Origin of the sequence: Klebsiella oxytoca, assembly GCF_009707385.1 — a bacterium.
Lineage (GTDB): Bacteria > Pseudomonadota > Gammaproteobacteria > Enterobacterales > Enterobacteriaceae > Klebsiella > Klebsiella oxytoca_C.
In genome coordinates this window covers 34941-48772 of the sequence record NZ_CP046115.1, presented here as the reverse complement: position 1 = coordinate 48772, position 13832 = coordinate 34941, and the positions used below count along the sequence as shown (strand labels likewise).

The window sequence follows — 13832 nt, the reverse complement described above, 5'->3', positions numbered from 1 at the left end:
TTCTCAGTTACTGCTTCTTGTTATCTACCAGTACCGCCAGCAAAATGACCACCGCTTTCACGATCATCTGGTAATAGGATGAAACACCTAATAAATTCAGGCCGTTGTTCAGAAAACCAAGGATCAACGCACCAATCAGCGTACCGACAATTCGGCCCTTACCGCCCGCCAGACTGGTACCACCCAGCACTACCGCAGCAATCGCATCCAGCTCATATCCGGTACCCGCCGTCGGCTGTGCGGAAGAGAGACGCGCAACCTCAATAATCCCGGCCAGCGAGGCCAGCATGCCGCACAAAGAATAGACGATAATTTTAACTTTATTGACGCTGATGCCGGAAAGACGCGTTGCCGCTTCATTGCCGCCAAGCGCGTAGATATAACGACCAAGACGGGTATGATGGAGCATGTACCAGGCCGCCAGGAAGACGATCGCCATAATCCACACCGGCGTAGGGATCCCCAGCGGACGACCAATACCGAACCAGCCAAACAGATCGGCGTTATCGGTAAAGCCGGTATTTACCGGGCTACCGTTGGTATACACCATCGTCACGCCGCGCAGCAGCAGCATCATTACCAGGGTGGCGATAAATGCCTGGACGCGTCCTTTTGCCACAATCACGCCAGTGACCGCGCCAATTGCCGCCCCTAACGCCAGCGCAGCAGCTACGGCCACCAGCGCGTTAACTTCAATCCCGACAATCGAAGCCGCGACCGCGCCGGTCAGCGCCAGCAGGGAACCAACGGACAGGTCGATACCTGACGTCAGAATAACCAGGGTCATCCCGACCGCCATAATGGCGTTAACTGAAGTCTGCTGCAGAATATTGAACAGGTTGTTTACGGTAAAAAAGTTGGGGCTCATGGTCGAAACAATCGCAATCAGCACCAGCAGGGCAATCAGCGATTTTTGCTCCATCAGCCACGCTTTTGTGAAGTAGCGACGACCAGAAACAGCCGGGTTATTCATCTTTTTTACTCCTGATTCACACGGTTAAGCTTGCCCACAGCGGCAGCCATCAATACTTCCTGAGTGGCCTGCTCGCGTGTGAATTCACCGCCGAGATGCCCTTCATGCATCACCATGATGCGATCGCTCATACCCAGCACTTCCGGCATCTCCGAAGAGACCAGAATGATGCTCAGGCCTTCGGCTTTGAACTGGTTGATCAGCTGATAGATCTCTTTCTTCGCCCCGACATCAACCCCACGGGTCGGTTCATCCAGGATCAGCACCTTCGGACGGGTCATCAACCCGCGGGCAATCGCCACTTTCTGCTGGTTACCGCCGGAAAGCAGCCCAATAGCCTGTTCCATTGAAGGCGTCTTGACGTTAAACAGGCGGATAAAATCACTCACCGCCTGCTGTTCATCTTTATGCTTGAGACTACCGCCGCTGCGGCTGAAGTAGCGCAGCGCGGTTAATGACATATTCTCTTTAACCGACATACCCAGCACTAAGCCATCGCGCTTACGGTCTTCGGAGATGTAGACAATTCCGTTGGCCAGACCATCCTGAGGGGAACGAGTAATAACTTCGCGCCCATCCAGCGTCACTGAACCGCTGCTGCGCGGTAGCGCGCCGTACAGTACTTTCATCAGTTCGGTGCGCCCGGCGCCCATCAGTCCGGCAACGCCAAGAATTTCGCCCTGACGCAGGATAAAAGAGATGTTCTCCACGCCTGACCCGCACAGGTTATCGACCTTAAGGCGAACGGAGCCAGGAGCTTTATCCAGATGCGGGTACTGATCTTCCAGCTTGCGGCCAACCATCATCTCAATCAGCAGATCTTCATCGAGGCTGGCTACTTCACGCTCGGCGATAAATTGTCCATCGCGGAATACCGTAACGTCATCGCAGATCTCGAAGATCTCTTTCATACGGTGGGAGATATAGACAATACCGCGCCCCTGCGATTTTAGTTCGCGGATCACGCGGAACAAAGATTCGGTCTCGGTATCGGTCAGCGCGTCGGTCGGCTCATCCATAATGATGACCTTCGACTCAAAGCTCAGCACTTTAGCTATCTCGACCATCTGCTGATCGCCGATTGACAGATCGCCCACCAGCTTCTGGCTGTTAAAGCGTAGATTCAGCTTTGCCAACAGTTTGTCAGCCTCGGCATACATCGTTTTCCAGTCAATTTTGCCAAAGCGATTCACAAACTCACGACCGAGAAAAATGTTCTCGGCAATCGTCAGCTGTGGGATCAGGTTTAGCTCCTGGTGAATGATTCCGATTCCGGCTTCCTGAGAAGATTTGGGTCCGTTGAAGGTGGTCTCTTTGCCCAACCACAGCAGCGAGCCGGCATCGCGGGAGTAGATACCGGTTAGCACCTTCATCATAGTGGATTTACCGGCACCGTTTTCCCCGACCAGCGCCATCACGCGGCCCGGATAAACGTTTAGCGAGGCGCCGGAGAGCGCCTTGACGCCTGGGAACGCTTTATCGATCCCTTTTAACTGCAATAAGGCTTCCATGTCGGCGACCTCAGAACGTAACGCCGGCACAGAGAATAACGTTCGCATACGGGGAACATTCCCCGCTGCGAATCACCGCCTGGCTATCTGCGGTTTCTTTTTTGAACTGCTCATGACTGGTGTAACGAATTTCAATGGTGTTTCCCTGGTGTTGCTGCAGCTGCTCAAGATGCTTGAGCAACGTCGCGTGGAGCTGCGGATTGTGGATTTTAATCTCCTCCGCGAGGATAGCCGCTTCAACCTGCATTTCGCTCGTCACTACCTCCAGGACCTGCATAAAGGAGGGCACCCCGTGGGTTAACGCCATATCGATACGTGCACTGGTGCGGGGAACAGGTAATCCTGCATCGCAAACCACCAGCGTATCGGTATGACCCAGACGGGAGATGACCGACGAAATATCAGCATTGAGTACGGTACCTTTTTTCATTTTCTCTTTTACTCCACTAGCGAAACGTTTCGCTGGTACAAGTATTAGCAATAAGAGAACAGAAAACCATCACCAGATGTAAAAATTGTGATCGCTATCGAAACGTTTCGCAAACCAGGAGAAAGAAAGCCAGAAGAGTGCAAATAAACAAAAAGCCCTTCATCAGAAGGGCTTCAAGTCATCAAATCTCAACCTGGGTACCGAGCTCAATAACCCGGTTAGGCGGGATTTCGAACTGATCCGGCGCTCGCAGGGCATTACGCTGCAGCAGGAGATACAGCTTGCCGCGCAGGCGCAGATACCAGGGCCGTTTACCGATAATCAGCGACTCATGCGACATGAAGAATGAGGTCTCCATCATCCGGCAGCTCAGCCCTTCCAGGCCGCAGCGGTGGAAAACCTCTTCGACATTCGGCGTTTCGCGCCAGCCGTAGCTGGCAACGACGCGCCAGAACGACGGCGAAATCTGCTCAATCTGCACGCGACGGACATTGTGTACGTATGGCGCATCTTCAGTACGAAGCGTTAACAATATCACCCTCTCGTGCAGCACCTTGTTATGCTTCAGGTTGTGCAACAAAGCGAAAGGAATCACGTTCAGCGCCCGGGACATATACACCGCAGTGCCGGGAACACGAACCGGTGGTGATTTCTCCAGGGAAGAGATCATCGCTTCCAGAGAATTACCGTGCTCATGCATCCGGCGCAGCAGACGGAAACGCTCGCTCTTCCAGGTGGTCATGATGGTAAACATAACCAGACCGAGGGACAGAGGCAGCCAGCCGCCGGAAACAATCTTATCGAGGTTCGCGGAAAAGAGCGGAATATCGATGCACATAAAGGCAACCAGCAGCAGCGCCACCACAAACTTATTCCAGTGCCAGTTTTGACGCGCCACGGTTGTGAAAAGGATAGTGGTCAGCACCATCGTCCCCGTTACCGCGATACCGTAGGCCGCAGCCAGGTTCGATGAGTGCTCAAAGTTCACTATCACGATGACCACTGAGATATAGAGCAGCCAGTTGATAAAGGGGATGTAAATCTGCCCGGACTCCATTTCCGAAGTATGGATAATCCGCATCGGCGAGAGGTACCCCAGGCGCACCGCCTGGCGAGTCAGAGAGAAGACCCCGGAGATAACCGCCTGAGAAGCGATAACCGTCGCCAGAGCTGCAATGATCAGCATGGGGATTAGTGCCCATTCCGGCGCCAACAAAAAGAACGGGTTTTTAATCGCTTCCGGGTGTTTGAGCAGCAGCGCGCCCTGGCCAAAGTAGTTCAGAACCAGCGAAGGCAGCACTACCGAGAACCAGGCCAGGCGAATCGGCAGTTTACCGAAATGCCCCATGTCGGCATACAGCGCTTCGACGCCAGTAATAGAGAGCACAACCGCGCCAAGCGCCACAAACGAGACGGTTTTATATTCAAGGAAGAAGTGAACCGCCCAGTAAGGATTCAACGCCTGCAGCACTTCCGGGTTGGCGAAGATACTGCGGGCGCCAAGTACTGCCAACAGCAGGAACCAAATCAGCATAATCGGCGCGAACAGCTTGCCCACCATGCTGGTACCGTGCTTTTGAATAGCAAACAGCAGCGTCAGAACAATGATGGATATTGGCACAATCCAGGTATCCAGGTCAGGGGCGATAATTTCCAGCCCCTCTATCGCGGACATCACCGAGATGGCCGGCGTAATCACCACCTCTCCATAGAAGAAGCTGCCGCCGATAAGCCCAAGGATCACCAGTACCGATGTCGCTCGTGCGGACGTGTTACGCCCCGCCAGCGACATTAACGTCAGGATCCCCCCCTCGCCGGCGTTATCTGCCCGCATAACGAAGGTTATATATTTGAGCGAAACGGTAAGAATTAATAGCCAGAAAATGAGCGACAGAAAGCCAAAAACAGCATCACGCTCAACGCCAAAACCAAACTGACCGGACAGACATTCACGAAGTGTATAAAGTGGGCTGGTACCGATATCGCCGTATACCACGCCGATTGCCGCCAGCGTTATTGCCGGCAGCGATTGCTTATTATCAGTGCTCATAGACTAGTCTTTTCGTTTATAAAACAAATGTGTGCCTAGTCCCTTGGCCCACAAAAAGCGCACAGTATGCACGATTATTTGCTGAATCGTACCCCTAACTGACATCATATTAACCTGACTCAAAGAAAATAAATCGATTCTTCAGGCTATTACCACCCCTAATCAAACATCTATACTCGACCTAACAACGACATTCTAAAAAGCACGCAACTCTATTATGGCTCAATCACATTTACTGGCAGAAAGAATTTCCCGGCTCAGCGCCGCTCTGGAAAAAGGACTCTTTGAACGCAGCCATGCAATACGTCTTTGTTTGCTTGCCGCGCTGAGCGGCGAGAGCGTTTTTCTGCTGGGCCCGCCGGGGATCGCCAAAAGCCTGATTGCCCGTCGCCTCAAGTTCGCCTTCCAGAAGGCCCGAGCTTTTGAATACCTGATGACCCGCTTCTCTACGCCAGAGGAAGTATTTGGCCCGCTCTCCATTCAGGCGCTGAAAGATGAAGGACGCTATGAGCGTTTGACTGCGGGCTACCTTCCGGAGGCCGAAATTGTTTTCCTCGATGAGATCTGGAAAGCGGGACCGGCGATCCTCAATACGCTGCTGACAGCGATAAACGAACGCCATTTTCGCAACGGGGCGACCGAAGAAAAAATCCCTATGCGCCTGCTGGTGGCGGCGTCAAACGAACTTCCGGAGGCGGACAATAGCCTGGAAGCCCTGTACGACCGTATGCTTATTCGCTTATGGCTGGACAAGGTACAGGATAAAACCAACTTCCGCTCAATGCTGATGAGTCAGCAGGACGAAAACAGTAACCCCGTGCCGGAAAGTTTGCAGGTCAGCGACGAAGAGTTTCTGCAATGGCAGCAGGAAATTGGCAGCGTGAAGCTACCGGACAGCGTTTTTGAGCTCATTTTCCAGCTACGCCAGCAGCTGGAAACGCTGCCGAACGCGCCCTACGTCTCAGATCGTCGCTGGAAAAAAGCCATCCGCCTGCTGCAGGCCAGCGCCTTTTTCAGCGGTCGCGACACCATTGCGCCAATTGACCTGATCCTGTTGAAAGATTGTCTGTGGCACAACATTGAAACAATGAACCTGATGTCCGTACAGCTTGAGACCTTAATGACCAGCCACGCCTGGAAGCAGCAGGCTATGCTTACCCGCCTGGGGTCGATTATCCAGCGGCGCATTCAGCTTCAACAGCAGCAAAGTGATAAAACCGCGCTAAAGGTAAACCGTCTCGGCGGTATGTTCAGCCGTAAACCTCATTATGAACTGCCTGCTGAAGTGCAGGAACCCACGCTGACGCTGCTCCTCCAGCAGCCGCTTAAGCTGCACGATCTGGAAGTGATTCACATTACCTTTGTTCGTGAAGAGCTCGCCCACTGGCTGGAGAAAGGCGGAGAGATCCGCGGCAAGCTTAACGGTATCGGTTTTGCCCAGCAGCTGAATATGGATGTCGATACCAGCCAGCATCTGGTCGTGCGCGATGTCAGCTTGCAGGGTTCGCGGCTCTCCCTGCCCGGCAGCGAAGCAAGGGAAAATATGCCGGCCGAAATCCGGCAGCAGCTTGAGGCTCTTGACGACGAATGGCATCAGCAACACAACCGTTTCAGCGAGCAGCAGAAATGTCTGTTTATTCCCGGCGAGTGGCTGGGACGTATTGAAGCCAGCCTGCAGGACGTCGGGACGCAGATTAAACAGGCCCGTCAGTCATGACGCTGGATATGCTGAATGTCATGCTGGCAGTCAGCGAAGAGGGAATGATCGACGAGATGCTGCTGGCACTGCTGGCAGCACCTCAGCTCGCAGTATTCTTTGAAAAATTTCCGCGACTCAAAAATATTATCGCCGCCGATATTCCTCGCTGGCGCGAAGCGGTGAGATCGCGACTCAAAGCGACCAACGTCCCGCCCGAACTGGATGCAGAAGTTCAGTGCTATCAGCAATCGCAGCGGCTTTCAACCTCGCAGTTTATCGTTCAGCTACCGCAAATTCTGAGCCAGCTACAGAAGCTGCACTCCCCTTTTGCCAGCCAGGCGCAGCAGCTGGTGGATAACAACAGCACCTTTACGCCAGCGCTACACACGTTATTCCTCCAGCGCTGGCGCCTGAGCCTGGTGGTGCAGGCAACGTCCCTTAATCAGCAGCTGCTGGACGAAGAGCGCGATCAGCTGCTGAGCGAAGTTCAGGAACGTATGACCCTCAGCGGCCAGCTTGAGCCGGTGCTGGTGGAAAATGACAATGCGGCGGGACATCTGTGGGATATGAGCGCCGGAGAGCTGAAGCGAGGCGATTATCAGCTGATCGTTCGCTACGGTGATTTTTTGAGCCAACAACCGGAACTCATGCAGCTGGCCGAACAGCTGGGACGCTCACGTGAAGCGAAAGCGGTGCCGAAAAAAGATGCGCCGATGGAAACCTTTCGCAGCCTGGTGCGCGAACCGGCCACCGTTCCTGAGCAGGTCGACGGACTTCAGCAAAGCGATGATATTCTGCGCCTGTTGCCGCCGGAGCTGGCAACCCTTGGTATTACTGAACTGGAGTTTGAGTTCTATCGTAAGCTGGTTGAAAAGCAGCTGCTGACCTATCGGCTTCACGGCGATGCGTGGAAGGAAAAGATCACCGAACGACCGGTTACGCGTCAGGATTTTGATGAACAGCCGCGCGGACCGTTTATCGTCTGCGTTGATACTTCCGGCTCAATGGGCGGCTTTAATGAACAGTGCGCCAAGGCATTTTGCCTGGCGCTGATGCGCGTCGCGCTCGCGGACAACCGCCGCTGCTTCATTATGCTGTTTTCCAGCGAGGTGGTGCATTACGAACTTACCGGCCCGCAGGGGCTGGAACAGGCGATTCGTTTCTTAAGCCAGCGCTTTCGCGGCGGCACCGATCTGGCCAGCTGCTTCCGGGCGGTGATTGAGCGTATGCACAATCCGCAGTGGGTCGATGCTGATGCAGTGGTGATTTCTGATTTTATCGCCCAGCGCCTGCCGGATGAGGTAATTAATAAGGTAGGAGAGCTACAGCATAAACATCAACACCGTTTTCATGCGGTAGCGATGTCGGTACACGGAAAACCCGGTATTATGCGCGTCTTCGATCATATCTGGCGCTTTGATACCGGGTTACGGAGCCGCCTGCTGCGACGCTGGCGGCGTTAATCACTTATTACAGAAGAGCGGCAACGCTTTGACGAACCTGCGTCGGCCATACGCCGCACTGTACTTGGCCGATGTGGTCAAGCTGCAGAAGCAGCATCGTCAGACGAGACTGACCAATGCCGCCGCCGATAGTCTGCGGCATCTCTCCGCGCAGCAGCGCCTGGTGCCATTCCAGCTGCAGGCGATCTTCATCACCGGTAATTGCAAGCTGGCGCTTCAGCGCTTCGGCATCGACGCGGATACCCATTGAAGAGAGCTCGAAGGCATCTTGCAACACCGGGTTCCACACCAGAATGTCGCCGTTCAGACCGGCAAAACCTTCAGCAGCAGGGGTGCTCCAGTCGTCGTAATCAGGAGCACGAACGTCATGACGCTGGCCATCGGAAAGCTTGCCGCCGATACCGATCAGGAATACCGCACCGAGTTCTTTGGCGATCGCCCGCTCGCGGCCTTTAGCATCGAGCTCCGGATAACGGCTTAACAGCTCCTCGCTATGAACAAACTGGATCGTCTCCGGCAGAAACGGCTTGAGACCAAACTCTTTACTGACGGCTGCTTCAGTCGCTTTGATCCCGGCATAGATCGCTTCAACGGTTGATTTCAGCGTTCCGCAGTGACGTTCTTCATCACCCATTACGCGCTCCCAGTCCCACTGGTCAACGTAAACGGAATGGATAGGGGTCAATCGGTCTTCATCGGGGCGAAGGGCCTTCATGTGCGTGTACAGCCCTTCGCCCGCGCTGAAGTCGTGTTGTCCCAGGGTTTGACGCTTCCACTTCGCCAGTGAATGAACCACTTCAAACTGGGCGTCTGGCAGCGTTTTCACTTTCACCTGCACCGCTTTCTCGCAACCAGAAAGGTTATCCTGAGTCCCGTCGCCTACGCGGCTTAAAATGGGGGCCTGAACTTCAATCAGACCGAGCTTCTCTTCAAGCTGACGGGAAAAGTGAGACTTAACGAAACTAATCTGGCGTTGTTTTGCGATATATGCGGCTTTCATTTTTATGACTCCTGCGTCCTGTTGCCACTGATTAAGCAACAAAACAGCGCCACAATTCAATAATCTAACAATAAAAAGCCTGTATCGATTTTAATTCATCAAAATAAGACGCTAAAATAGAGCTATTCATCAAACTTCATAAGAAAAACCTATGGAAAATTATCAGATCGACAATCTGGACCGCGGCATCCTCGAGGCTTTAATGGCCAATGCGCGTACCGCCTATGCAGAACTGGCAAAGCAGTTTGGGGTCAGCCCGGGGACCATTCACGTTCGCGTAGAGAAAATGAAGCAGGCGGGAATTATTACCGGCGCACGCATCGACGTTAGCCCAAAACAGCTGGGTTACGATGTGGGATGTTTTATCGGCATCATACTGAAAAGCGCGAAAGATTATCCTTCGGCGTTGGCCAGACTAAACAGTCTGGATGAAGTTACCGAGGCGTATTACACCACCGGACACTACAGCATCTTTATAAAGGTAATGTGTCGATCGATTGATGCCCTCCAGCATGTACTTATCAACAAGATCCAAACAATCGATGAAATTCAGTCCACTGAAACGCTGATCGTCCTGCAAAACCCGATAATGCGTACCATCCGCCCGTGATCGGGCTTTTTAATCCCACATTTTTCCACAGGTAGATCCCAGCTCGCTCACAGCGTACAATACGTCACTCTGAATAGTTGAGCAGGCGATCATGGCAGATATAACTCTTATCAGCGGCAGTACTCTGGGTAGCGCAGAATATGTATCAGAACATCTGGCGGAAAAGCTGGAAGAGGCTGGTCACAGTACAACTATCCAGCACGGACCGTTGATCGAAGATCTGCAGGCTGAAGGGATCTGGCTGGTTATCTCTTCTACTCATGGCGCTGGCGACATTCCCGATAACCTGCTGCCTTTTTATGAAGCGCTTCAGGAAAAGCAGATCGACCTTTCTGCGGTTCATTTTGGCGCTATCGGTATTGGTAGCCGCGAATATGACACCTTCTGCGGAGCGATTGATAAGCTCGAGACGGCGCTTAAGGCGTGTGGTGCAAAACAGATCGGCGAAACGCTAAAAATTAACGTCCTCGAACATGAAATTCCGGAAGATCCGGCGGAGGTTTGGCTGGGATCCTGGGAAAAATTGCTCTGAGAATTGTAAAGATCACTCTTTCTTCTGTGGATAACTATGCTTAAAAGCTTGGATCAACCGGTAGTTATCCAAAGTATAACCGTAGACTGATTTTTGTGCTGTGCATAACCCTTCATTTTGATCCCAGCTTATACGGACCAGGATCACCGATCATTCACAGAAAGCGATCCTTCTTAAGCGTTTGATCTTAAATTGCGGATCTGACTTATCCACAAGACAAGCCGATCCTAATAAGAGATCACAATAAAACAGATCTCTAAATAAAAGATCTTCTTTTTAATACTCAGGATCCCGGCGCTTTCTCGAAAGGCTAAAGTTGAGTAGAATCCACGGCCCGGGCTTCAATCTATTTTCAAACCGCTTTACGCGAGGCATACCAACATGTTTTATCAGGATCCTTTTGACGTCATCATCATTGGCGGGGGTCATGCAGGCACTGAGGCCGCGATGGCCGCAGCGCGAATGGGTCAACAGACTCTGCTTTTGACACACAATATCGACACGCTGGGGCAGATGAGCTGCAATCCGGCGATTGGCGGTATTGGGAAAGGACACCTGGTAAAAGAAGTGGATGCGCTCGGCGGACTGATGGCGAGGGCTATTGACCACGCTGGCATCCAGTTTAGGATACTAAACGCCAGCAAAGGCCCTGCTGTGAGAGCAACCCGCGCTCAGGCAGACCGCGTGCTCTACCGGCAGGCTGTCCGTACTGCGCTGGAAAACCAGCCCAATCTGATGATCTTCCAGCAGGCCGTCGAAGATCTGATTGTTGAGAACGATCGCGTTGTTGGCGCCGTTACCCAGATGGGGCTTAAATTCCGCGCCAAAGCGGTAGTACTGACCGTTGGAACCTTCCTCGATGGTAAGATCCATATCGGTCTGGATAACTACAGCGGCGGTCGTGCAGGCGATCCTCCGTCGATCCCGCTATCGCGCCGTTTGCGTGAACTGCCGCTACGCGTCAGCCGCCTGAAAACCGGCACTCCGCCGCGTATCGACGCAAGGACTATTGATTTCAGCGTTCTGGCACAGCAGCATGGCGATGACCCAATGCCGGTCTTCTCGTTTATGGGGAATGCTTCCCAGCACCCTCGTCAGGTACCGTGCTATGTCACCCACACCAACGAGAAAACCCACGATGTGATCCGTAATAACCTCGATCGCAGCCCGATGTATGCCGGCGTGATTGAAGGGATCGGTCCTCGCTACTGTCCTTCGATCGAAGACAAAGTGATGCGCTTTGCCGATCGTAACCAGCATCAGATCTTTCTCGAGCCGGAAGGGCTGACCTCCAACGAGATCTACCCGAACGGTATATCCACCAGCCTGCCTTTCGACGTACAGATGCAGATCGTCCGCTCAATGCAGGGGATGGAAAATGCGAAGATCGTCCGTCCGGGCTATGCCATTGAGTATGACTTCTTCGATCCGCGTGACCTGAAGCCGACCCTCGAGAGCAAATTTATCCAGGGGCTGTTCTTCGCTGGCCAGATCAACGGGACGACCGGTTATGAAGAAGCTGCCGCGCAGGGGCTGCTGGCAGGGCTGAACGCCGCCCGCTTCTCTGCGGAAAAAGAGGGCTGGGCGCCGCGTCGCGATCAGGCCTACCTCGGCGTGCTGGTGGACGACCTGTGTACCCTTGGTACCAAAGAACCGTACCGTATGTTTACCTCGCGCGCGGAATACCGCCTGATGCTGCGTGAAGACAATGCCGATCTGCGCCTGACCGAACAGGGTCGCGAGCTGGGTCTGGTGGATGACGAACGCTGGGCGCGTTTCAACGAGAAGCTTGAAAGCATTGAACGTGAACGCCAGCGGCTGAAATCGAGCTGGGTTAATCCGCTGGCCGAAAGCGCGGCGGAAGTTAACGCTCACCTTACGGCCCCTTTGTCTCGCGAAGCTAACGGTGAAGATTTACTCCGTCGTCCGGAGATGACCTATGAACAGCTGGTACAGATGTCGCCGTTCTCACCGGGTCTGGAAGACAAGCAGGCGGCTGAACAGGTAGAAATCCAGGTTAAATACGAAGGTTATATCGCACGCCAACAGGATGAAATCGAGAAACAGCAGCGCAATGAGAACACCTTGCTGCCAGCTACTCTTGATTATCGTCAGGTCAATGGCCTGTCGAATGAAGTCATTGCCAAGTTGAACGATCATAAGCCGTCTTCAATAGGGCAGGCATCGCGTATTTCCGGCATTACGCCTGCGGCAATTTCAATTTTGCTGGTGTGGTTAAAAAAACAGGGAATGCTGCGCCGTAGTGCCTGATCCTTCTCTGAACGATACATTTAGCGGCTAATTCAGAAAGCATCCGCTATGTTAATTTCTCAGCCCGGTAAGCGCTCGCCTCCGGGCTCATTGCTTTAAACAGGTACTGAACGTGTTCAACAAACTCTCTCGTCTGCTTGATGAAGCCGGTATTTCACTTACCGATCACCAGAAAAACCAGCTTGTAGCCTATGTTGGCATGCTGGATAAGTGGAATAAGGCTTATAACCTGACCTCGGTTCGCGATCCCAATGAGATGCTGGTGCGCCATATTCTCGATAGCATTATCGTTGCGCCATACCTTAAAGGAACGCGTTTCATCGACGTCGGTACGGGGCCGGGGCTACCGGGGATCCCGCTGGCTATCGTGCGTCCGGAATCCCACTTCACCTTGCTTGACAGCCTTGGCAAACGGGTGCGCTTTCTGCGACAGGTTCAGCATGAGTTAAAACTGGATAACGTCACGCCAGTGCAAAGCCGTGTAGAGACGTTCCCGGCTGAGCCACCGTTTGATGGAGTGATTAGCCGTGCATTTGCATCGTTGAATGACATGGTTAACTGGTGTCATCACTTACCCGCGGAGAACGGACATTTCTATGCGCTCAAAGGATTAGCGCAAGAGGATGAAATGGCAAACCTCCCGGAGGGATACGCCATTTCTGACGTTTTTGAGCTCCATGTTCCTCAGCTGGAAGGGGAGCGCCATCTGGTGGTGATTCGCCCAAAAATGATTTAATTTTTATCAAAAAATGTGAAAAAAAGAGCACCCGCGCATGTTACAAAAAAATAAGTCACGGCGCGGTATTATCGGATGAGGTTTAACCTTGCCTTTACTATGGCTTTTCTTTTCGTTAACTTTGCTTTGTTACTTCATCATCAAAATAGTCAACATTGAAAATATCAGCCCGCTAAAAGTCGAGAAGATTGATGTTCATATCGATGTTAAAAGTTTATTAAGAATGTCAATGAAAGGTTTTTATTGTATGCTCGATTGTTTTAGAAAGAATACCTGTTTTTTATGTTGAATATCAGTCGGATAAAATCTTACGTTTTATGTACAGAATTAATTCGATTTAACTGAAAATGTTTATTATGTGATCTGAGGCACGCTTTAATTGCCGTGTTTTCGCGTTATTTGCAGTTTTGTATGACTGCTCACAGATCGGTGAAATGCGTGAAAAGTTGTCTGTCGGAAAATAATTAAACATTTATTCACTATTTTGCTACTTATTGTTTGAAATCACGAGGCGTCACCGTATAATTTGTCCGCTTTTTGATGCTTGACTCTTCGTC

The 13832-nt window shown here is 52.4% G+C and carries 11 protein-coding genes; 6 read left to right on the top strand and 5 right to left on the bottom strand.

Annotated features, from left to right (window positions below):
- Window positions 1-7: 7 nt before the first annotated feature.
- From rbsC to kup, 4 genes are all read right to left on the bottom strand, one after another.
- Window positions 8-973, bottom strand: coding sequence for a ribose ABC transporter permease (rbsC, locus tag GJ746_RS00235; RefSeq protein WP_004855792.1), 966 nt, complete (start codon window positions 971-973; stop codon window positions 8-10).
- 5 nt (window positions 974-978) lie between these two features.
- Window positions 979-2484 carry a ribose ABC transporter ATP-binding protein RbsA gene (gene rbsA / locus GJ746_RS00230; protein ID WP_154678427.1) on the bottom strand — a complete coding sequence of 502 codons (1506 nt, stop codon included), beginning with the start codon at window positions 2482-2484 and terminating at the stop codon, window positions 979-981.
- A gap of 10 nt (window positions 2485-2494) precedes the next feature.
- Entirely contained in the window at window positions 2495-2914 is a 420-nt protein-coding gene (gene rbsD, locus GJ746_RS00225; RefSeq protein WP_154678426.1) for a D-ribose pyranase, read from the bottom strand.
- Window positions 2915-3095: 181 nt separating this feature from the next.
- Window positions 3096-4964: a low affinity potassium transporter Kup gene (gene kup / locus GJ746_RS00220; RefSeq protein ID WP_154678425.1), complete on the bottom strand. Its 1869-nt coding sequence runs from the start codon at window positions 4962-4964 to the stop codon at window positions 3096-3098.
- A gap of 217 nt (window positions 4965-5181) precedes the next feature.
- On the opposite strand from kup, the gene ravA reads away from it, so the two are divergent.
- Entirely contained in the window at window positions 5182-6681 is a 1500-nt protein-coding gene (gene ravA / locus GJ746_RS00215) for an ATPase RavA (protein ID WP_154678424.1), read from the top strand.
- On the top strand, window positions 6678-8126 hold the full coding sequence (viaA, locus tag GJ746_RS00210; protein ID WP_154678423.1) for an ATPase RavA stimulator ViaA: 1449 nt from the start codon (window positions 6678-6680) through the stop codon (window positions 8124-8126). Before ravA ends, viaA begins: the two co-directional genes overlap by 4 nt.
- Before the next feature lie 7 nt (window positions 8127-8133).
- Here the strand turns inward: viaA and asnA are convergent, their stop codons facing one another.
- On the bottom strand, window positions 8134-9126 hold the full coding sequence (gene asnA, locus GJ746_RS00205) for an aspartate--ammonia ligase (protein WP_154678422.1): 993 nt from the start codon (window positions 9124-9126) through the stop codon (window positions 8134-8136).
- Window positions 9127-9277: 151 nt separating this feature from the next.
- On the opposite strand from asnA, the gene asnC reads away from it, so the two are divergent.
- The 4 genes from asnC to rsmG all read left to right on the top strand — a co-directional run bounded on the left by asnC (window position 9278) and on the right by rsmG (window position 13275).
- Complete coding sequence (asnC, locus tag GJ746_RS00200; protein ID WP_004107306.1) at window positions 9278-9736, top strand: transcriptional regulator AsnC; 459 nt, start codon at window positions 9278-9280, stop codon at window positions 9734-9736.
- A gap of 91 nt (window positions 9737-9827) precedes the next feature.
- Complete coding sequence (mioC, locus tag GJ746_RS00195; RefSeq protein ID WP_154678421.1) at window positions 9828-10268, top strand: FMN-binding protein MioC; 441 nt, start codon at window positions 9828-9830, stop codon at window positions 10266-10268.
- 381 nt (window positions 10269-10649) lie between these two features.
- Window positions 10650-12539: a tRNA uridine-5-carboxymethylaminomethyl(34) synthesis enzyme MnmG gene (mnmG, locus tag GJ746_RS00190; RefSeq protein WP_154678420.1), complete on the top strand. Its 1890-nt coding sequence runs from the start codon at window positions 10650-10652 to the stop codon at window positions 12537-12539.
- 112 nt (window positions 12540-12651) lie between these two features.
- Entirely contained in the window at window positions 12652-13275 is a 624-nt protein-coding gene (rsmG, locus tag GJ746_RS00185) for a 16S rRNA (guanine(527)-N(7))-methyltransferase RsmG (protein ID WP_154678419.1), read from the top strand.
- The last annotated feature ends 557 nt before the right edge of the window (window positions 13276-13832 follow it).

Excerpts from the sequence above, each read along its gene's own strand:
- asnC (WP_004107306.1), top strand. The coding sequence starts at position 9,278 with ATGGAAAATTATCAGATCGACAATCTGGACCGCGGCATCCTCGAGGCT.
- rbsD (WP_154678426.1), bottom strand. The coding sequence starts at position 2,914 with ATGAAAAAAGGTACCGTACTCAATGCTGATATTTCGTCGGTCATCTCC.
- rbsC (WP_004855792.1), bottom strand. The coding sequence starts at position 973 with ATGAATAACCCGGCTGTTTCTGGTCGTCGCTACTTCACAAAAGCGTGG.
- kup (WP_154678425.1), bottom strand. The coding sequence starts at position 4,964 with ATGAGCACTGATAATAAGCAATCGCTGCCGGCAATAACGCTGGCGGCA.
- asnA (WP_154678422.1), bottom strand. The coding sequence starts at position 9,126 with ATGAAAGCCGCATATATCGCAAAACAACGCCAGATTAGTTTCGTTAAG.
- viaA (WP_154678423.1), top strand. The coding sequence starts at position 6,678 with ATGACGCTGGATATGCTGAATGTCATGCTGGCAGTCAGCGAAGAGGGA.
- mnmG (WP_154678420.1), top strand. The coding sequence starts at position 10,650 with ATGTTTTATCAGGATCCTTTTGACGTCATCATCATTGGCGGGGGTCAT.
- rbsA (WP_154678427.1), bottom strand. The coding sequence starts at position 2,484 with ATGGAAGCCTTATTGCAGTTAAAAGGGATCGATAAAGCGTTCCCAGGC.
- mioC (WP_154678421.1), top strand. The coding sequence starts at position 9,828 with ATGGCAGATATAACTCTTATCAGCGGCAGTACTCTGGGTAGCGCAGAA.
- ravA (WP_154678424.1), top strand. The coding sequence starts at position 5,182 with ATGGCTCAATCACATTTACTGGCAGAAAGAATTTCCCGGCTCAGCGCC.